Annotated in this window: 11 protein-coding genes; 7 read left to right on the top strand and 4 right to left on the bottom strand. The window is 71.4% G+C overall.

What is annotated here, in order from left to right:
- Positions 1 to 21 precede the first annotated feature (21 nt).
- The 6 genes from HS041_RS27085 (at position 22) to HS041_RS27110 (ending at position 11,003) form a co-directional block, all read left to right on the top strand.
- Positions 22 to 3,135, top strand: coding sequence for a non-ribosomal peptide synthetase (locus HS041_RS27085; RefSeq protein WP_196443680.1), 3,114 nt, complete (start codon positions 22 to 24; stop codon positions 3,133 to 3,135).
- On the top strand, positions 3,132 to 4,283 hold the full coding sequence (locus HS041_RS27090; RefSeq protein ID WP_196443681.1) for an acyl-CoA dehydrogenase family protein: 1,152 nt from the start codon (positions 3,132 to 3,134) through the stop codon (positions 4,281 to 4,283). Before HS041_RS27085 ends, HS041_RS27090 begins: the two co-directional genes overlap by 4 nt.
- An 18-nt stretch (positions 4,284 to 4,301) precedes the next feature.
- The gene (locus HS041_RS27095) at positions 4,302 to 6,185 is read left to right on the top strand and encodes a non-ribosomal peptide synthetase (RefSeq protein WP_196443682.1); all 1,884 of its coding nucleotides are present in this window, start codon (positions 4,302 to 4,304) and stop codon (positions 6,183 to 6,185) included.
- Between the two features lie 22 nt (positions 6,186 to 6,207).
- A complete protein-coding gene (locus HS041_RS27100; RefSeq protein WP_196443683.1) occupies positions 6,208 to 8,025 on the top strand; it encodes a non-ribosomal peptide synthetase in 1,818 nt (605 codons plus the stop codon).
- Positions 8,009 to 10,621, top strand: a complete 2,613-nt coding sequence (locus HS041_RS27105; protein WP_196443684.1) for a condensation domain-containing protein — start codon at positions 8,009 to 8,011, stop codon at positions 10,619 to 10,621. Before HS041_RS27100 ends, HS041_RS27105 begins: the two co-directional genes overlap by 17 nt.
- 205 nt (positions 10,622 to 10,826) lie before the next feature.
- A complete protein-coding gene (locus HS041_RS27110) occupies positions 10,827 to 11,003 on the top strand; it encodes a hypothetical protein (protein WP_196443685.1) in 177 nt (58 codons plus the stop codon).
- A 19-nt stretch (positions 11,004 to 11,022) separates the two neighbouring features.
- On the opposite strand, the gene HS041_RS27115 is transcribed toward HS041_RS27110, so the two are convergent.
- The 3 genes from HS041_RS27115 to HS041_RS27125 form a co-directional block, all read right to left on the bottom strand.
- A complete protein-coding gene (locus HS041_RS27115; protein ID WP_196440820.1) occupies positions 11,023 to 11,805 on the bottom strand; it encodes a transposase family protein in 783 nt (260 codons plus the stop codon).
- A gap of 367 nt (positions 11,806 to 12,172) precedes the next feature.
- Positions 12,173 to 14,893: a rifamycin-inactivating phosphotransferase gene (gene rph / locus HS041_RS27120; protein WP_307845488.1), complete on the bottom strand. Its 2,721-nt coding sequence runs from the start codon at positions 14,891 to 14,893 to the stop codon at positions 12,173 to 12,175.
- A 902-nt stretch (positions 14,894 to 15,795) separates the two neighbouring features.
- Positions 15,796 to 16,374, bottom strand: a complete 579-nt coding sequence (locus HS041_RS27125; RefSeq protein WP_196443686.1) for a hypothetical protein — start codon at positions 16,372 to 16,374, stop codon at positions 15,796 to 15,798.
- Between the two features lie 296 nt (positions 16,375 to 16,670).
- Between HS041_RS27125 and HS041_RS38685 the strand changes: the two genes are divergently transcribed.
- Positions 16,671 to 18,206 carry an isocitrate lyase/PEP mutase family protein gene (locus HS041_RS38685; RefSeq protein WP_230879815.1) on the top strand — a complete coding sequence of 512 codons (1,536 nt, stop codon included), beginning with the start codon at positions 16,671 to 16,673 and terminating at the stop codon, positions 18,204 to 18,206.
- A 385-nt stretch (positions 18,207 to 18,591) separates the two neighbouring features.
- Here HS041_RS38685 and HS041_RS27135 read toward each other — a convergent pair whose 3' ends face one another.
- Positions 18,592 to 19,587, bottom strand: a complete 996-nt coding sequence (locus HS041_RS27135; protein WP_196443687.1) for an ArsR/SmtB family transcription factor — start codon at positions 19,585 to 19,587, stop codon at positions 18,592 to 18,594.
- Positions 19,588 to 19,891 lie beyond the last annotated feature (304 nt).

Raw genomic sequence — 19,891 nt, forward strand, 5'->3', positions numbered from 1 at the left:
CCCACCACCGAAGGGTTGGTCATGTTCGAACTGTCCGCCTCACAGCAGATCGTCTGGCTGCACGAGGAAATGCTGCCCGGCAGCCGGGCCTACAACTTCACCGCGACGCTGGACCTGCGCGGCCCGCTCGACGAGGCGGCGCTGCGCGCCGGGCTCGCCGCGGTCGTGGACCGGCATCCGGGCCTGCGGCTGGAACTCGTCGCCGGTTCGGGCAGCCCGCCCATGCAGCGGGTGCGCGAGCACTGCGCGCCGCGGTACCGCATCGAGGACCTCTCCGGCGACGCCGACCCGGAGGCCGCCTTCGCCGCGCTGCTGCGGGCCGAGGCCGAACAACCCCTCGACACCTGCCAGGCGCCGCTGCTGCGCTGGTGCCTGGTGCGGCTGGCCGACGACCACCACCGCCTCATCCACGTGGAGCACCACCTGATCCACGACGGTCACTCCTTCGCGATCCTGCTCAAAGACGTGTTCACGGTCTACGGGGCCCACGTGCGGGGCGAGCAGGTGAGCCTGCCCGAGGCGCGCTCCTACGCCGAGCACGTGCATGCCGCCGCGGCACGCGATCGCGGGCAAAGCCTCGCCTACTGGGCCGGGGAACTGCGCGGCGCCGCGTTCGACCTGCCGCTGCCCGGCCTGGTCAGACCCGGCGCCACACGCCGGCACAACGGCGGGCAGATCCGCCGGTCCATCGACGCCGGCCTGGCCGGACGGTTGCGCGCCCACGCGCAGGCGGCGGGGCACACGCCGTTCTCCACCCTGCTCGGCCTGTTCGCCGAGCTCATGCGCCGCCACAGCGGCCGCACCGACCTGGTCGTCGGCACCGCGGTCGGCAACCGCCCGCAGGGTTTCGAGCAGACCCTCGGCATGTTCGTCAACACCATCCCCCTGCGGCTGCGGCTCGACCCCGCCGCCGCCGCGACGGAGACGATGGACGAGGTCACCGACACGCTCATCCGCGCGCTGCCGCACCAGGAGGTGCCCGTCCAGGAGCTGACCTCCGCCCTGGGCCTGCACACCGGCGGCGCGGACAACCCGCTGTTCAGCGTGATGTTCAGCGCGCACGACGCGGCCCTGCCGCAGATCGAGACGCCGGGGCTGGAGGTGTCGCTGCATGAGGGGTTCAACACCGGAACCACCCGTTTCGACCTCGACCTGGTGCTGCTCCCCGACGACCGGCGCGGGGTCGGCCCGCGGCGCGGCCCGGCGGGCATGACGCTGGTGTGGGACTACGACGCCGACCTGTTCGAGGAGGGGACCGTCCACCTGCTCGCCGATCGCTTCGCGACACTGATCGAAGCGTACGTGGACGCTCCCGCGGACCGCCTCGGCGCACTGGCCCCGGCCCCGGCGCCTGCGGTGCGCGCCTGCGCCCCGGTCTCCGAGGAGGCGCTGGACGTCCTCGCCGGGCACGACCCGGCACGGCCCGCGGTCATCAGTGGCGCCGAGCGACTGACCTACGGGGATCTGGAACGGCGCGTCGCGGAACTCGCCGACCGGCTGAGAAGGGCGGGAGTGGGCGCGGGACAGCCCGTCGCCGCGGTCCTGCCGCGCGGCCTGGACTCCGTCGTCGCCTTGCTCGCCTGCCTGCGCACCGGTGCCGTGTACTGCCCGCTGTCGCCCAACGACCCGCCCGCCCGCCTGGAGGCACTGCTGAGCGGGCTCGGTCCGGCTCTCGTGCTGGCCACCGCGAACAGCGCCCTGTCCCTGCCCGCCCACGGCCTGCCACCGGCGCTGCTCGACCGGGCAGGCTTTCCCGCGGCGGCCCCGGCCCGGCGCTTCGACGGTGCGGCCTACATCATCCACACCTCCGGATCCACCGGGGTGCCCAAGCCGGTCCTCGTCGGCCGGGCCGCCCTCGCCAACCACGTCTCGGCCGTCGTCGAGCGCTACGGGCTGGTCGCCGACGACCGCGTGCTGCTCTTCGCCCAGCCGGCCTTCGACGTGGCGCTGGAGGAGATGCTGGCCTCGCTGGCCGCCGGAGCGTGCCTGACCGCCCCCCAGGTCGACGTGCCGGCGGGCACGGAGCTCGTCGCCGTGCTCGCGGCCCGCCGCGTCACCGTCGCCAACCTGCCGACCAGCTACTTCCTGGCAGTCCGCGACGAGCTGGGCCAGGCGCTGCGCGACGGCCGCTGGTCGCCCCGGCTGATCGTGGTCGGCGGCGAGCGGCTGCCCGCCGACACCGTGGCGGGACTGCTGGACGACCTGGAGAACGCGGGCGCGACCCTGGTCAACGCCTACGGCGTCACCGAGGCCGCCATCACCTCCACCGCGCACACCGTCACCCGCGACGACCTCGCCGACGGCGCGGAGATCCCCCTCGGTACGGAACTCGCGGGCGTGCGGGTGCACGTCCTGGACGCGGGACTGCGCCCGCTGCCGGCCGGTGCGGTCGGCGAGCTGGCCATCGGCGGCTCCGGTCTCGCCGACGGGTACGTCGGCAACGAAGAAGCCACCGCCGCCCGGTTCGTCCACGCCTGCGGCGAGCGCGTCTACCTGACCGGTGACCTCGGCTACCGGGACGCGACAGGGCGGCTGTGGTTCCTCGGCCGCCGCGACAACCAGGTCAAGCTCCGCGGTCACCGCATCGAACTGGAGGAGATCGAGGCCGCGGCCTCGGCCGAGCTGGGCGGCCGGCCGTGCGCCGTCGTGGTCGTCCCGAACGCCCCGGCCGGCCCGCACCTCGTCGGGTTCACGCAGTCGCCCGTCCCCCTCGACCAGCGGGAACTGCATATGGCCCTGTCCAGGCGGTTGCCCGCCGCGCTCGTGCCCGGCCGCTGGGTGCGGCTCGAGGCGATGCCGACGCTGCCCGGCGGCAAGCCCGACCGCGCGGCCCTGGCGCGCGCCGCGGGCGAGCTGCCGCAGACCGGCCACGACGCGGCGGCCGAGGCGGACGACCCGGCCGTGGCCGTGCTGATGGAAGGCTGGAAGGACGTGCTCGGGCACGACCGGGTCAGCTCCGACTCCCACTTCTTCCAGGTGGGCGGGCACTCGTTGCTGGCCGCCCAGCTCGCCGCGTGGCTGGAGTCCCGCCTGGGGCACCGGCCGCCGCTGCGCCTGCTGTTCCAGAATCCCGTCCTGGCCGACCAGGCCCGCGCCCTGGCGCAGACCGCGCAGGCGCCGGAGGTGCCGGCATGACGGCGCCTTCGGCTGTCCTCGAAACCGGGTACGGCGAACTGGTCGACGCCTTCGAGACGTTCGTCCGGCGGGAGCTGGTGCCGCTGGCGGCCGACCTCGGCGAGACCACGGACCTGCCTCCGGCGGACCTGCGCGACTACGCCCGCCGGCGGTCGGCCTCCCTGGGCTTCTACGCCGGAGATTACCCCGAGGAGCTGGGAGGCGCCGGCATGCCGTTCAGCGCCGTGGTGCAGCTGCACCACGCCGCGGGACGCAGCGGCTGCCCGCTGGCGCCGTACGCGCTCGCCGGCTCCGACGGCCCCAGCCCGCTGCTGGTGCACGGCACCGACGAGCAGATCAAGCGGTACCTGGTCCCGCTGGTCCGCGGGGAGGCCGCGCGCTGCCTGGCGCTGACCGAGCCGCAGGCGGGTTCGGACGCCTTCCACCTCACCAGCACCGCCACGCGAGACGGCGACGGCTGGGTGCTCAACGGCCGCAAGACGTTCGTCAGCAACGCCGACCACGCGGACTTCGCCATCGTGATCGCCGGCACCGACGCCGGACCGACCGCGTTCGTCCTCGACATGGACACCCCGGGTCTGCGCATCGGCCAGCGCTACGAGGGCATGTCGGGCGAGCCGTTGTTCGAACTGGTCCTGGACCGGGCCCAGGTGGGCGGCGACGCCGTGATCGGCGGCGAGAACGGCGTCGGCACCGCCATGGAGCGCGGGATCGACAGCCTGTCACGAGGCCGGCTGGTCGTCGCCGCGCAGTGCAACGGCATCGCCGAGTACGCGCTGCGACTGGGCGTGGACTACGCCCGCGAGCGCCGGGCCTTCGGCGAGCGCATCGGCGCCTACCAGCACGTCCAGGAGCACCTGGTGAGCAGCCGCGCCGAGGTGGAGGCGGCCAAGCTGCTCACCCTGGCCTGCGCCCGGCTGGTCGACCAGGGCACGGAGGATCCGCAGAACGCGGCCCTGGCCAAGCTCACCTCCTCGCAGACGGCGATGCGCGTGGTGGACCGCTCCCTGCAGGTCCACGGCGCCACCGGCTGGGTGCGCGGCCACCCGCTGGAGTTCCTCTACCGGTACGTCCGGATGACGACCCTCATCGAGGGAACCTCGGAGATCCAGAAAGTGATCATCGCCAGAGCCATGGGCCTCGGCTGAAACACAGGGAGGGACACCATGACCACCATCCACAGCAGCGAACACGCCACCAGCCGAGGCATCGGGCTCAGCGTCCAGAAAGGCGGCCCCGCTCCCGCGGCACCCGCCCCGGGCGAAGGCGTCCTGGACTGGTACGACGACCAGGTCCGCCGCCACCCCGGCCTGCCCGCCGTCGAGGACGGCGACCGGACCGTGACCTACGCCGAACTCGACGCCATGGCGGCCGCCGCGGCCGACACCCTGCGCGGCAGGGTCGGGCCCGGCGACCTGGTCGGCGTCTGCCTGGAACGCTCGACGGCCCTCGTCGCCACAGCCGTCGCGCTCGCCCGGCTCGGCGCCGTCTACCTGCCGCTGGGCCCGCGCCCCGGCCGGCGGCGCCTGGAGGCCGCCGCGCGTGATCTGCGGGTCCGCTGCCTCGTGGGCGAACCGGCCCTGGTGGGCGAGGGGGAGCGGCTGCCGGTGCCGGGCGCCCCGGTCGCCGCCTTCGTCTCCGACGCCCGACCGGCACCCACCGGAACGTTCTACGCCGTCCTGACCTCCGGTTCCACCGGCACCCCCAAGGCGGTCGCCGTCGGCGCCGCGTCACTCGGCACGCTCGTGCGCTGGTACGGCGAGCGCACCGGCCTCGGACCCGGCCAGCGGCACAGCCTGCTCATCGGCGTGGCCTTCGACCCGCACCTGATGGAGCTGTGGACGGCCCTCGCCTTCGGAGCCACGCTCTGCGTCGCCCCCGACGGGGTCCGCTGGGACCACAACGTACTGACCGACTGGTGGCGGCAGGCACAGATCACCGTGTCCGTCCTGCCGACCCCGCTGGCCGAGCCGCTGCTCGACCGCGCCTGGCCGGACGACCTGGCGTTGCGTCACCTGGTGATCGGCGGCGATCGGCTGCGCCGCGGTCCCGGAGACGACGTCACGGCCCAGGTGCACAACGTCTACGGCCCCGCCGAGGCGACCGTGGCCACCACCGCGCACACCCTGCGGCCTCGGCAGGCCGACGACGAGGCGCCTCCGCCCATCGGGCTGCCCGTGGCCGAGGCCCTCGTCTGCGTCACCGACGAGCAGGGCCGACCGGTCCCCCGGGAGCAGGAGGGCGAGCTGCGCATCGGCGGAGCCTGCCTGGCACTCGGCTATCTGGACGCGGAGCTGACCGCCCGGCGCTTCGTCCCGCCGCCGCCCGGTGTGGCCGCGACCGACCGGGTCTACCGCACCGGAGACCGCGTACGCATGCGGGCCGACGGCGTGCTGGAGTTCCTCGGCCGCATGGACGACCAGGTGAAGGTGAGCGGGGTGCGCATCGAGCCCGCAGAGGTCGAGGCCGCGCTCGAACGCGATCCCCGGGTACGGCGGGCCGTGGTGGCGGCCCGCCGTACCCAGGCGGGCACGGGGACGGGCGGGACGGGCCTGCTGCGCCTGGAGGCCTTCGTGCTGCCCGCACCGGGCGGGCGGCCGGTCACCGATCACCTGCTGCAGGCGGCACGCGAATGGCTCCCCGAACAGGCGGTGCCCGCGCGGATCCACCTCGTGGACTCCTTCCCGCTCGACGCTAACGGCAAGGTGGACCGCGCCGCCCTGCTGGCCGCAGCACCCACGGCCGACGAGCGGCCGACGGCCTCCGACCGTGCGGACGACCATGCGGACGGGCACGCGGACGGGCACGCGGACGGGGACGGGACGGCGCGCGTGGTGCTGCGCCTGTGCAGGCAACTGCTCGACCGCCCCGAGCTGACGTTGGAGGACGGCTTCACCGCCGCCGGAGGCGACTCGATCACCGCGGCCCGGCTGCTGGCGGCCGTCCAGGACACCTACGGCATCCGCGTCAAGGCGCCGGAACTGCTGCGCCAGCCCGACCTGCGCGGTCTCGTCGCGCTGATCGACGTCCGGCGGGCCATCGATGCCTGATCCCTTGCAGGAGGAACCCACCATGCGCTCCGAACCGGCCGGCGTGCCCGAGATGATCGCCGGACACGCGCAACGCCATCCCCACGCGCTGGCGGTCACCGACGGCCAGCACACCCTGACCTACGGGCAACTGGTGACGGCCGCTCGCTGCCTGGCCGACGACCTGGCCGCCCACGGCCTCGCCCCGAAAACGGCGGTCGGGCTGCTGGCCCCCCGATCGGTGCGCGCCGTCGTCGGCCAGCTCGCCGTCTGGTGGGCGGGCGGGCACTATGTGCCGCTGGACCCGGCCTACCCGCGTGCCCGCACCGCCCAGATGCTGCAGGACGCCGGCGTCCCGTTCACCATCGGCGACAAGAAACCCCTGGAGTCGGCGGGCATCCCGGCACGCCGGTCGTTCGTCCTGCCCGCCGACATGCCCGCGGGCGGGCCCACGGGCACGCCCGCGCCGCCGTATGACGCCGAGGCGCTCGCCTACGTGATGTACACCTCGGGCTCGACCGGCAGGCCCAAGGCGGTGGCGGTGCCGCACCGCGCGGTGACGCGCCTGGTCACCGCGCCCGAGTACGTGACCCTCACCCCGCGGGACCGGGTGCTGTTCCACTCACCGGCGACGTTCGACGCCGCGACCTTCGAGGTGTGGGCGCCGCTGGCGCACGGCGCGGCCGTCGTGGTGTCCGCCGCCGAACAGCCGTCCCTGGAGGACCTGGCCAGGGACGTGCAGCGGCACGGCGTCACCGTCGCCTTCTTCACCACGGCGCTGTTCCACCAGCTCGCGACGCGCCGGTCCCGGGTGTTCGACGTGCTGCGCACGGTGCTCGTCGGAGGCGAGGCCCTGTCGCCGCGCCACGCGCGTTCGGTGCTGCGGGCCTTTCCCTGGCTGGAGCTGGTCAACGTCTACGGCCCCACGGAGGCGACGACGTTCACCACGGCGCACCGGGTCCGAGACGGCGACTGCGACGCAGCCGTGCCCATCGGAGTGCCCGTCAACGGAGCGACCGCCCACGTCCTCGGCGCGGACGGCGAACCGGTGCCGCCCGGCACGACAGGGGAGCTGTGGATCGGGGGTCCGCGTCTGGCCAGGGGTTACCTCGGCCGGCCCGATCACACGGCGGAGCGCTTCATCGAGCACGCGGCGGCCGGCCGGCTCTACCGCAGCGGCGACCTCGTCTCGGTCAGACCGGACGGGGCCCTCGACTTCCACGGTCGCGTCGACGACCAGGTGAAGGTACGCGGCTTCCGGATCGAACCCGGCGAGATCGAACACGTCCTGCGCGAGCACCCCGCCGTCGACGAGGTGGCGGTGGTGGTGCGGCGCTCCGAGACCGGCGACGCGCGCCTGGCCGTCTTCGTCGTGCCCGGCGAGGACCGCTGGCCCGGGATCGCGGCACTGCGCGCCGACCTGGCCGAGCGCCTGCCCGCCCACCTCGTGCCCGATCTGTGGACCGTCCTGGAGCGGCTGCCGCTGGCCGGCACCGGCAAGGTCGACCGCCGGGCGCTCGCTGAACGCCCTCTGACCGAAGAGCCGGTGACCGAGCCCTCCGCCGCCCCCGCGGCCATGTCCCCCATCCAGCAGGCCGTCGCCGAGGTGTGGGCCCGCGCCCTCGACGCACCGGTGACCGGTCCGGAGGCGGATTTCATCGCCCTGGGCGGGCACTCCCTCCTCGCCCTGGGGATCGTCGAGGACCTGCGCGAAGAGCTCGGGGCGGAGATCTCCCTGCCTGACTTCTTCGCCTTCCCCACCGTGGCGGGACACGCGGAGCTGATCGAACGAGCCCTGCTCGAACGGCACGGCGACCCGGCGCAGGACGCAACGGAGGACGCAGATGAGCACCACGCCTGACCTCACCGGCGCCGCCCGCCAGGCGGCGCTGCTCGCGCTCGCCCGCCGGCGCGCCACCGCACGCCGGATCCCGCGCCGTTCCCCGCGGACCGGGCCCGCACCGCTGTCCCATGCCCAACGCCGCATCTGGCTGATGGACCGGCTGGGCCAGGGCGGCTGCCTCTACAACGTGCCGTTCGCGACCCGGGTGCGCGGCCCGCTCGACCTCACAGCCCTGTCGGACGCGCTCAGCGAGCTGGTCCGCCGTCACGAGGTGCTGCGTACCCGCTACCCGCACGCCGACGGCGAGCCGTACCAGGACATCACAGAGCCGGAGCCCGTCGCGCTGGCCGTGGTGGAGGGGGGAACGGAGCAGGTCCTGCAGGAGGCCAGGCGCCCCTTCGACCTGGCCACCGGACCGGTTCTGCGGGCTCTGGCCGTCCGGCACGGCATCGACGACCACACCATCGTGGTGACGTTCCACCACATCGCGGTCGACGGCGGTTCGCTCGGCGTGATCGCCTCCGAGCTCGAAGCCTTGTACGGCGCCGGCCCGGCGGCCCTGCCGGAGCCGCCCCCGCTGCAGTACGCCGACCTCGCCCAATGGGAGGTCCGGCGGGAGGGGGACACGGATCTCGAGGCGGGGCTCGCCTACTGGACGCGGCGGCTCGACGGCGCGCGGCCCGTCCCGCTACCGGGAGTCACGGCCGCCCCGCGCAGCCGCCTCGGCCGGACGCACAGCGCTCCGCTGGCCGTTCTCGACCGGTTGCGGCTGACGGCCAAGGAGCACGGAACGACCCTGTTCACCGTGGTGCTCGCCGGCGCGTTCGCCGCGCTGCACCAGGTCACGGGGGAAGAAGACCTGGTCGTGGGCTGCGCGAGCAGCCTCAGGGACCGGGCGCAGACGCGCGCGCTCGTCGGGTTGTGCGTCAACACCCTGCCCGTGCGCGTGGACCTGTCCGGTGACCCCGGTTTCGACGCCCTCCTGATCCGAGTGCGAGAAGCGCTGCTGGAGGCGCAGCAGCACCGGCACGTCCCGCTGGACCGGATCGTGGAGCGGCTCGGCGGGGCGGCCCGCGACGCCGGGGGCAACCCGCTGCTGGCCGTGACCGCCGACCTCGTGAGCGCACCGGCGGCGCTCAGGCTCGGCGGCCTCGACTGCGAGGCCGTCGACATCGAGCTGGGCACCGCCAAGTTCGATGTCACCTTCGCCGTCGAGGAGGACGAGGGCGCCCCTGCCCCGCGCTGCCTGCTCCAGCACGACAGTGCGGTGCTGGGGGAAAGCCAGGGAGCGGAGCTGCTGCACTCCTTCGCCGAGATCCTCACCGCGGTGGCCGACGACCCGGCCCTGCCTCTGTCGGAACTCCCCGGTGGACGGCGAGCGGCCGCTGCGGCGGCCAGAGAGGAGGGCGCCGGAAACGCCGCCGCGGCCGCCGGCGGGGAACCGGCTGCCCATGCCGGCACACCGGACGTGGAGCGGGCGGCGGGCGTACTCGCCGGGTTCAGGGAGCTGCTGGGTGACAGGGTCGGCCTGGACGGTGACTTCTTCACGGCGGGGGGGCACTCCTTGCTCGCCGTACGGCTCGCCGAACGGCTCCGGGCCCGGCTCCGCCTGCCGGTCACCGGTCTCGACGTGATGGAGCACCGCACCCCCCGCGCGCTCACGCTCGCGCTCGACCGGCGGCAGGGCGCCCGCCGCGCGATGGCCGCTCCGAGGCGGACCGCCAAGACCCGCGCCGGCACGGTGCTGCTGACCGGCGGCAGCGGCGGCGTGGGTGCCTACGTGCTCCGGGAGCTCGCAGCGCAGGGACGCCCGGTCCGAGCCCTGGTGCGGCCCGAATCGGCCCACCTGGTCTCCGGCGAGGGGATCGAGGTGGTGGAGGGCGACCTCGCCGACCGCGACAGCCTGCGTGCCGCCGTCGCCGGAGTCGACGCAGTGATCCATTCCGCCTGCACCTTCACCTCTCCCGAGACAGACGTCGCGGCGATGCGTGAGCTCGTGGACGGCTGGCGGGAGGGCTCCCAGGGGGCTTTCGTCTTCGTCAGCAGCGTGGACGCCTACGGCAGACCCACCACGTCGCAGGTCGCCGAAGGAGCGCCCACGCAGGAGCCGCTCACCGCCTACGGGCGGGGGAAAGTCGAGTGCGAGCACACGTTGCTGGAGGGAGCGGGCCGCGAGCGGGCCAGCGTGGTCCGCTCACCGCTGGTGTGGGCTCCGCACGAACGGTTCCGGGCTCAGCTGCGCTGGGGCGCGACGGGACTGCTCTACCAGGCGGCCCTGGCGGGGGAGGAGATCGTCCTGCCCGACCCGGCCGACGGGGAGCACACCTGGTACGGGGCGGCGTGGGTGCACGCGGCCGCTCTCGCCCGCGCCCTCGTCACATGCGTGGACCGGCCGACGGGCCGGGTGGTCAACGCGGTGAACGGCCACGTGAGCTGGACAGAGTTCACCGCTCGGCTCGTGCAGTCGCTTCGCAGTACAAGTGAGGTCCGGCTGTCCTCCCGGGCTCCGGCGGATCTGTGGCATCCGTGGCGTTACGAGGCCGAGGCGCTGGCCGGTGAGCTGGCCGAACAGCCGGGGGAGGACTGGCGGAGCACGCTGTCCGCCATGGTCTGACCGCCGATCCGACTGTCCGAGACCCCACCGGGCACGCTTCCCCGTCCGGTGCATGCGGCGCCGGACGGGGAACGCCGGCTCCGGCTTACCGGATCCCGCTGCGGTGCATTCCGGCAGGAGCCACGGGTCAGGCGTCTGACGTCCCGGTCTTTCCCCGCCACTGGGGTTCTCGTGGATCGACCAGGTCGAGCGGTGGTCCGGCTGTATGGCCGGGCAGCTGACCCGCCGGGGAGTCCGCAAGAGCGTCCAGAGCCTGGAGAAGGACATCCGCACCTGGACGGATCCGTGGAACGGTGATCCCAAGCCGTTCGTATGGACCAAGAGCGCCGAAGAGATCCTCGAATCCCCGGCTGAATATTTCCGACGAAATTCAGGCGGATGACACCAGCATTGAATGCATTTCATCCTCGGGCGCCCTGAGCAACACGGTGGTTCTGTAGGACGGCGATGGCCTTGACGAGGTGGCCGGCTTTGCTGGGGCTGCAGCGCAGCTTCCGGAGGATTCTCCATGACTTGAGCTGCGCGTTCGCGCGCTCGCCGGGTCCGCGGAGCTTGGCGTGTGATCGGTTGGCCTGCTTCTGGGACTGCGGCTTGTTGCGGCCTTTGTACGGGGTGATGACGACGGTGGCCTCGGCCCCCTGGTAGCCCTTATCGGCCAAGGTGAGGATCCCTGCCTTCTCCAGTTCGCGCAGGATGCCCCATACTCTGGCCGCGGTCAGGTCGTGCATGCTGCCCGGCATCGCGCCGGAGGTCCACAGGATCGTCCCGTCCGGGCCCGCGATCACCTGCACGTTCATGCCGTGGATTCGATGCTTGCCGGAGAAGTAGGGACGGTCGGCCCGCACGCGGTCGGTGTGGATGAGCGTGCCGTCCAAGATGAGGTGGGTCAGCCCGTCCTGCTTGGCTTTGCGTAAGGCCTGGGTGAGCTTGGGCGAGCGTGCTGACAGCAGCATGACGGTCTCCTGCACGTACCGCCAGGCCGTCGTCGCCGACACGCCGAATCCCGCGCTGATCTCGGCGAACGTCTCATCTTTGCGCAGGTGGATCAGCACCATCAGGGCCTGCTGGCCGGGGTTGAGTCGCCGCCAGATCGATCCGATGGCCTTGCGGTGGCGGCGGATGAGCCCGGCGACGTAGTTCAGCGTTGAACGCGACAAATCGACGGCAGCACGGTAGAACAGCACCCGAAGCTCCTGGTTGTAGCGGGCGTTGGTTGTGGTGATCAACCCGTCTACCAGGAGCTTCTCTACTTCCGAGGACGAACCGTCAACTCGCGATCATGCCGTGACCAGCGGCCCGGCCCTCAGGGATGAAATGGGTTCATTGTGCGAGAGGAAATGAAATCCGTGCGGAGGTAAACGCTTTCGCGTGGCGCTTGATTCAATCGTGCGACGCTAACGCGTTGGCTCATGGGCGGAAAGGCGGCGCGGTGCTCTGGCCCAGGCGGGGGCGGATCAGGCCGCGTCCGGGTCGTCTCACCCGGTGCCCGGTGCCCGGTGCCCGGTGCCCGGCGCGACGGCTCAGCGCCAGTCCCGGGTCCGACGCGACGGTTCAGGAGAGGATCTGGACGTACCCGTCGGTTCCGTGGACACGGATCCGCTGCCCGTCCCGGATCAGCCGGGTGGCCTGCTCCACACCCACGACAGCCGGCAAGCCGTACTCCCGCGCGATCACCGCCCCGTGCGTCATAAGGCCGCCCACCTCCGTCACCAGCCCGGCGACGGTGACGAACAGGGGAGTCCAGCTGGGGTCGGTGTAGGCGGTGACCAGGATGTCGCCCGCCTCGAGGTCGGCCCGCGCCATGTCCATGACGACACGGGCACGGCCCTCGACGGTCCCGGCCGAGACCGGGAGGCCGGCCAGCGCGCCGGGCGGGGCGTCGTCCCGCCGATACCGGCCGGTGACGGTCTCGCCGTCCGATGTGAGGACCCGGGGCGGTGTGAGCGCCTCGTACGACCGGAACGCCTCCCGTCTCTCCCGAATGAGTTCGGCGTCCACGTCGTTGGTGCGCACGACTTCGTGCAACTCCTGGAACCGGAGGAAGAAGATGTCTTCTTTCTCGCGCAGGGTGCCGGACTGGACGAGGCGATCGGCTTCCCGCAGCAACGCCTGCTTGTAGGTGAAGTAGCGGCTGACCATTCCGTACTTGGGGTACTCCCGGTACCCGGCGAAGGCGCGGACGCGGTCGATCATCCGCTTGGTCTCCTCGGCCTTCTGCTCTCCGTCGGGCAGGGCGCGCAGCCGCGTCAGCAGTTCCTGTTCCTTCCTTCGCGACTCTTGGCGTCCTTGTTCGAAGTGCCGCTTGCCGGCCCCCGGCTCGAAGTTCTTGATGTTGCCGAGGATGGTGGGCACGAGCGTGGCGGGATGCTCGCTCCAGCGCGTTCTGGTGATGTCGATCTCGCCCGCGCAGCGCATGCCGTACTTGTCGAGGTAGTCCTGGACGGCGTCACGTGCTTCCTGTCCGCCGGTCAGTCCGGCCAGCTCGTTCAGGAATCCGTCGCCCTCCCGGCCTTCGTCCACGACGCGGTGCAGGTACGCCACGACGTCCGCGTGCGGTCGGATGGCGTCCGCGACGTCGAGGAGCGCCAGCCCCATCTCCGAGGTGACGTTGTGGGGGACGGATTGTGTGAGCACGTCGGCCGCGTTCTTCTCGCCCAGCCACGCCTCGAGGCGGTCATTGAGCCACCAGGCCGCCTCCATCCCCGCCATGATCACCTGGAGGCCCTGCGGATCGAACAGGATGCGCTTCAGCTCTGCGATGTCGGCCAGGATGAAGTCGAGCAGCGCCGGCCCGGACAGACTCTGGATCTCGCGCTGCAGGGTGGCGACGGACGCCTGACTGTGTCGGATCAGCTGGGTGACGACGGCAGGATCGGTCTCGATCTGGGCGGGCGGGTCCCCGGCGGGCGCGGCGCCGGAATCTTCATCCGGAAGCAGGCGGATGAAGTCGCCGCGGTCGAGAACGGTCTGCAGCGCGTCCCGAATCAGCGGATCGGCCTTCCCCAGGGCCCCCAGGAGGTGCGCGCGACCCGCGGGCGTCGCCAGGACAGGGGCTACGTCGACGAACAACCGCCCGCCCGCCTCGTGCATCGGCCGTGGGGTCGTCAGCTGCCACAGGGACAGTCCCAGCGGCTTCATCGCGTCGGTCATCATCTGCTGGTGACCGACGGAGACGTAGACGTGGTTCTCCTGGTCGTCGGTCGCGGGGACGGGGAACAGGGTGGTGATCGGCCGGCTCTGGACGATGTGGAAGTCGTCGCCGACCAGGCACCATTCGATGTCCTGGGGCCGGCCGAAGTGCGCTTCGATTCGCCGGCCCAGCTGCACCAGGCGCACCACTTGAGCCTCGGTCAGAGCCGGCTGCGTCTGCCGCCGCGGGTCGATCGGCGCGTCCTGGACACCGCCTCCCGGCGACGCCTGGACGAACCGCGCCTTGGTGGCGACCGTTGTGGTGACGACCTGATCGTCGCGTACCGTGTAGACGTCCCCGGCGACCAGACCGGAGACGAGCGCCTCACCGAGCCCCCAACCGGCTTCCACTGCGGCGATCTTCCGGTTCGAGGTCACGGGGTCCGCGGTGAAGAGGATTCCGGCCGCGTCCGGGAACACCATCTGCTGGACGACCACGGCCATCCGTACCTTCCGGTGGTCGAAGCCGTTGCGGCGCCGGTAGGTCACTGCCCGCTCGGTGAACAGCGAGGCCCAGCACCGCCGGACGTGCCGAAGGATCGCCGCCAGACCCACGATGTTCAGGTAGGAGTCCTGCTGGCCGGCGAAGGATGCGGTCGGCAGGTCCTCGGCCGTCGCGCTGGAGCGCACCGCGTAGGAGGCGTGCTCCCCGAGCCGGGCGAGCGATTCGCCGATCGCTGCCACAAGATCGTCGGGCATCGCGACGTCTTCGACGGCGCGGCGGATACCGGCGCTGAGGGTGCGGATCGCCGCGCGGTCGTCCGGTTTCACGCGCGACAGCAGGTCAAGCTGAGCGCCGATCGACGGCACCTCGGCCACGACCCGCTGGAAGGCGTCTGTCGTGACGCAGAAGCCGTCCGGCACCCGGACGCCATCGATTCGCGAGAGCTCGCCCAGGTGCGCCCCCTTTCCGCCGACGTCTGCGAGATTCGTCGAGTCGATTTGCTCGAACCTCATCACGTAGCGCAATTCCGTTGCTCCATCGTTCGTCGGGTCGGTTCGCAACGGGCAGTATGAAGTACTTTCTGGCGTCTCATGAGGCGCGCGAAGCTGATATAGAGTGAAAGTGGCGAGAAGTGGCACGCCGCCGACCGGGCGCTCGTACCGCCAGTCCTTGGACGTACGAGGTCGAAGACGGCCCGCCAGTCCCCGATCGAAGCGCCGGGGGCGCACACGTCCGGCAACACACCGTTGAGCCCTTTTCATCCTGAAGCCGTATCCCGTGGTGTGCGGAACCCCTACCCGATCTCGCCGAGGCTGGAAGCGACATCGGCGAGATGGACTGCCCGCGCCTTCCGGGTCGTCGAGGAGCCTGCGCAGATCGACGGGTTTCCATTGGCCGACGAGCCCGTGCACGACACCCTCCTCGGCCCCCCGCGAGCCAACCGTGACTCAGCTCGAAGCGGTGACGGCCAGACCCTGGGAAAGACCTGCCCACGTACGCCCAGCCGGGCCTCACATTCATCACCGGCTGTCTGGTGGGAGAAGGACCGTCTTGTGTGGCGGACCGCCCGGCCGGTCATCGCGGGTCTCTCACCGCCATCTCAGGCGGGCCGGATCCAAGCATGTCAGCGGTAACAAAATCCTCTAAAATATGGCCGGCAGGAGCTTAACTGCCCTGACGATGATGTCTGTAGCCGCCACGAGCAGGTATATCGTCCCCGTTATTTTAAGCGCTTCGCGCAGGCGGACATCTTCCCGGATGCCGAATCTCGCCGCCCATGCCACGACGGGGTACACCAGGAAAGGAAGGGCGGAAAGTATCGCGCCGCGCACTTGCTCCACCCACCACACAGGATTTTCTTTTATCGTTCAGTTGATTGATTCCCGGGGCGACACCCCCACAGTCGGGCGGCTGCAGGGAGTGCGGCGCGCAGGCCGGTGGCATCGCAGCCGGTCAGTGTACTGGCATTCAGCGCCGGGCGGCGGGCGGAGGTCAATCATGCGGCCTGCGCCCGCCGCGAGACATTGTTCAAGGCGAAATATTACAACGACTCTCCGTGGAAACGCTTGACGCCTGTCTCCGAACCATTCGAGTCTTTGATTGAAATGTCCACATATTCGTCGGCGGGGAGAATGGGCAGAGCGATGCCCAGCGGTGAAGGGGTCGCTCTGGTCAACCCTGCCGAGGACTGTCCTTCGAGCAGCTTCACCTGCGGGTGGCACAGGACCTCGGCGCAGCACAGCCACTGTCCGGATGAACGTTCAGCATAACCGGCCTGTCCGTACTCGTATACGAGTTCCCCGGTCCGGGACAGGCGCTCTGCTGTCCAGGAGGTGATATCTACCGGCATGTATCCGCCGCTGAGCCCGCTGTGCAGCGTCCAGGATTCTCCTGCGCGGAGGGCAAAGAACGTATAGGTGATGACACTGGGACCCGGATCGAGATCAGGGTCGGGTTCCGGGTCCGGCCCCGAAACGAGCACCGCCCCTATGTCGCCTTGTGTCGAGAGAGAAAGGACCATCCAGGAGTCCTTGTCTATAGCGTCCGCGTAGACGAAGGCCTCCCCGCGGGAAAGTGCCTCGATGCCCAGGCCGAGAACGTCGGGATCGGAGGTCGACATGGCTCCCCCTGAATACTGTGAGTGCGGTCCCGGCGCCCGGCTGCGAATTTCCGCTGCGCCTGGCGCCGGAGCCTATCTGTGGATTTCCAGTGTCTTGCGACACGAAGCGAGTTCGCCGGAAGTTTATTCGAAGTAATGCATCGGCGGCTTTATCGGCAGTCTGCCGCTTGCCTGGACCCAGGCGCGGACGCCGCTCCCGGGATCCTGCCCGATCGGGACAGTGCGCACACGGGAGGCCTCCAGCCGCAGGGACAGTTCGGGGAATGCCGAACCGTTCCGGCCCTAGCGTCACGAGCATGACGCATACGATGCATGAATTTGACCGCTATGGGGACGTGCGGGCGGCGCTTGCCGACCCGGCTCTTGTCCCGGAGCCGCCGACCGCGGACGGCGGTCAGGCCGGGACGAGTGTCGCGTGGCTGCGTGCCACCGTGGCCCGGTTCAGCTCCGGTGAGTCGCATCGGCGGCGGCGGGCTCTGGTGGAGGCCGAACTGGCCGGGCTGGAGCCTGTCACGCTACGGCGGGCGGTGGCGGCGGGGCCGGAAGAGGAGGTCCGGGTGCGGGTGGTGCGCACCCTCGCCGAGGCCCTGGGGATGCCGGAGCCCGGGGCGGTTGCGGAGGCAGTGACCGTGGTGGCCGGGGTCTACTTCGGGGGTGCTGACGCGGCCGCGGACGAGGCGGTTGCCCGACTGGTGGCGCAACTGGTGCCAGAACGGGCGGATGAAGCCAGTCTGGAGGCTGCCGCCAACCGCATCGGCCTGCTGGTGCAGGCCTGTGCGGCGACGGCTGCGCTGGTGGAGGCCGCGGCCGACAGCGACGTACCGCTGGCCCGGGTGCTCCGGGAGGTGCCGCCGGTACGGACCATGCGCCGGGTCGCGGCCCGTGCCACTCAGGTCGCCGGTCGGGAGATCGCTGAGGGTGATGTGGTGCTCCTGGATCTTGCGACCGCCAATCGCGTGCATCCCGTGCCCCTCACCTTCGGTGCGCCGCCGCGGGTCTGCCCGGGCCGGGTTCACGCCCTCGCCTTGGCCGACGGCCTGCTCCAGCGTCCGCTGACCGCCTTCGCCCGCCTGCACCACCAGGCCACCCCGCTGGTGTTGCCCAACGCCTGGGACTACGCTTCCGCGGCCGCTTTGGCGGCGCAGGGCTTCCAGGCGATCGGCACCACAAGCCTGGGCGTGGCTGCGGCCGTCGGCTTGCCGGACGGGGCGGCCGCAACCGTCGAAGAGACCTTGGCGCTGGCCCGCCGGCTCGGACGGGGTTCCTTTCTATTCACCGTCGACGCCGAGGGGGGCTTCAGCGATGACCCGGAAGAGGTGGCCGAGCTGGCACGAAGGCTGTACGACGCAGGGGCCGCAGGGATCAATCTCGAAGACAGCCGTCCGGACAGCACCCTCGCCCCCGTGGCGCTACACGCCGCGAAGATCGCCGCCGTCAAGGCCGCCGTGCCCGCGCTGTTCGTGAACGCCCGCACCGACACCTACTGGCTCGGACATCAGGAGGAAGAGACCGCGGCACGCCTCGCGATCTACGAACAGGCCGGTGCGGACGGGGTGTTCGTGCCAGGGCTGTCGGATCCGGACGGGATCGCCGCCCTGACGTCAACCCTCGTGGTCCCGCTGAACATTCTGTACACGCCAACCGGACCCACTCTCGCAGACCTGGCCGCCCTGGGCGTGCGCAGGGTCAGCCTCGGCTCGCTGCTCTACCGCAGGGCCCTGGCGGCGGCTGTGGCCGCCGCGACCGCCGTCCGCGACGACCGGCCGACGGACCTCACGTCCCTCTGCTACACGGAGGTACAGGCACTGGGGACGTCCGATGGGGCGCCGTAAAGATCCACGTGATGCCCCAGCCGCTTGGAATCAGCACCCGGTCGTGATGATCATCGCCGCCTCCACGGACTCATCAGAGGGCCGATCGCTGCCGCGCACGGGCTCGCCACCGAGTCGGAGGCCGCGAAATCCGCGAACGGAGCGCTGCCGGGAGCGGCGGCTGGCTCGATCGGGTGGGCGAGGGGTGCCGCCAGAACCCTCGTTGCCGACATTTACGACTCGCTCTGCCCCGGGGGCGGTGGGTCAGCGGGAAATCATCTCCTGAGTTCCCCCAAGGAGCCCGTCGACGGCCACGCCGGCCGGGAAACGATGAGATCCCGCCTGATCGAGGTGATCGGACGGGATCTCGCCGACTGCCTTCAGGCCATCTCGAGAACGGCTCTCGTCAGATGGGTGTGTGGTCGCGGTCGAGGAGGGTCAGGCCCGTCTGGGTGGGGTTGTGCAGGACGTTGTTGTGATGCCTGAGGGTCGTGATCAGGCCTGCCTCGCGCAGTACGGCGGTGTGCTGGCTGATCGCGGCCGATGAGATGTCCAGGCGGCGGGCCAGGGCGCCGGTGGTGGCCACGCCGTCGGCGATGGCGGTGAGCACCGACGCGCGGGTGCGGCCCAGGAGGTTGGCCAGGGCCCGCGTTGCTGTGCCGGCCGTCCAGATGCCCGCGGCGTGGTCGATGTCGAGCGCGGCAGGGTAGATGAGGATGCAGTCGGCGGGATCGCCCGGGTCGTACATCACTCCCGGGGTTCGCAGAAAGAACGACGGCACCAGCAGCAGCCCCCGCCCGTCGAGGGCGAAGTCGTCATCGAACTGGTCGCCGGCATTGATGTGGAGGGTCGGCGGCGTCCACCGGATGCCCGGGTGCAGGCTGGACAGCAGGCCGTCGACGCCTCGGTCGAGCAGGATCGTGCCGCGCCGGGCGCGCTCGGCGTCCAGGTGCGCGCGCATGGCCGTCCAATGCGGTGCGACGGCGGTGTGGTGGTAGGCCTCCACCGTGGACAGCACCTCCCGCCGGGCGGCGGGGGTGTCGACGAGCCCGGCCAGCGCGGCCGGCACTCGGCCGTGGTGGCCGGCGTAGAAGTCCAGCTCCGCCCGTACGGCCCGGCGCGACCTGGCCAGGAAGGCCTCGGCGCTTTCGGCCAGGTCGCGGCCCGGCCCGGCCAGGAGGGCCATGTCGAAGCACGGTAGTCGTGCGGGGGCGATGGCGGCCAGGACCGCGAACCGCGCATCGAGGCCGCCGCGCACCCGGCGCCGCCATCCGCCGAGCGTCGTCTCCTCGCTGCGCCCGCGCAGCGTGGTCAGGCTGAACAGGGTCTCGGCCATGGGGCCCAGCGTCGGTGCCACCCGCACCCGCGCCACGTCGTCGGCCGTGAAATGAATCCGGTGCATCCGCTTCCCTGTTTATGCGTCGGTATCGCCGTCACAGCATGCTGCCGAACCGTCACACGAGGCGCTGAGCGGCGCAGTTAAGCCAGGACTTACAAGCCTCGCGGCGCGTGATTTCTTCCTGCGACAGTGAGCGGGCCGACTTTCCGGCGGAGAAAGGACGGCTCGACCTCATGCCGCAGGTCGGCTTTCGCCATGGCGGCGCGTCGATCGGATCGAACGCACGCCTCAGCTGGGCCTGACGTTCGGCTTCGCTCGTTCTTGCGGGAAAGGGGATCGTGTTGAGGCGGCCCGCACGACGTCGTCT

Origin of the sequence: Planomonospora sp. ID67723, assembly GCF_015711605.1 — a bacterium.
Lineage (GTDB): Bacteria > Actinomycetota > Actinomycetes > Streptosporangiales > Streptosporangiaceae > Planomonospora_A.

Coding starts and splice junctions, on each gene's coding strand:
- HS041_RS27085 (WP_196443680.1), top strand. CDS start 22: ATGTTCGAACTGTCCGCCTCACAGCAGATCGTCTGGCTGCACGAGGAA.
- HS041_RS27090 (WP_196443681.1), top strand. CDS start 3,132: ATGACGGCGCCTTCGGCTGTCCTCGAAACCGGGTACGGCGAACTGGTC.
- HS041_RS27095 (WP_196443682.1), top strand. CDS start 4,302: ATGACCACCATCCACAGCAGCGAACACGCCACCAGCCGAGGCATCGGG.
- HS041_RS27100 (WP_196443683.1), top strand. CDS start 6,208: ATGCGCTCCGAACCGGCCGGCGTGCCCGAGATGATCGCCGGACACGCG.
- HS041_RS27105 (WP_196443684.1), top strand. CDS start 8,009: ATGAGCACCACGCCTGACCTCACCGGCGCCGCCCGCCAGGCGGCGCTG.
- HS041_RS27110 (WP_196443685.1), top strand. CDS start 10,827: ATGGCCGGGCAGCTGACCCGCCGGGGAGTCCGCAAGAGCGTCCAGAGC.
- HS041_RS27125 (WP_196443686.1), bottom strand. CDS start 16,374: ATGTCGACCTCCGATCCCGACGTTCTCGGCCTGGGCATCGAGGCACTT.
- HS041_RS38685 (WP_230879815.1), top strand. CDS start 16,671: ATGACGCATACGATGCATGAATTTGACCGCTATGGGGACGTGCGGGCG.
- HS041_RS27135 (WP_196443687.1), bottom strand. CDS start 19,587: ATGCACCGGATTCATTTCACGGCCGACGACGTGGCGCGGGTGCGGGTG.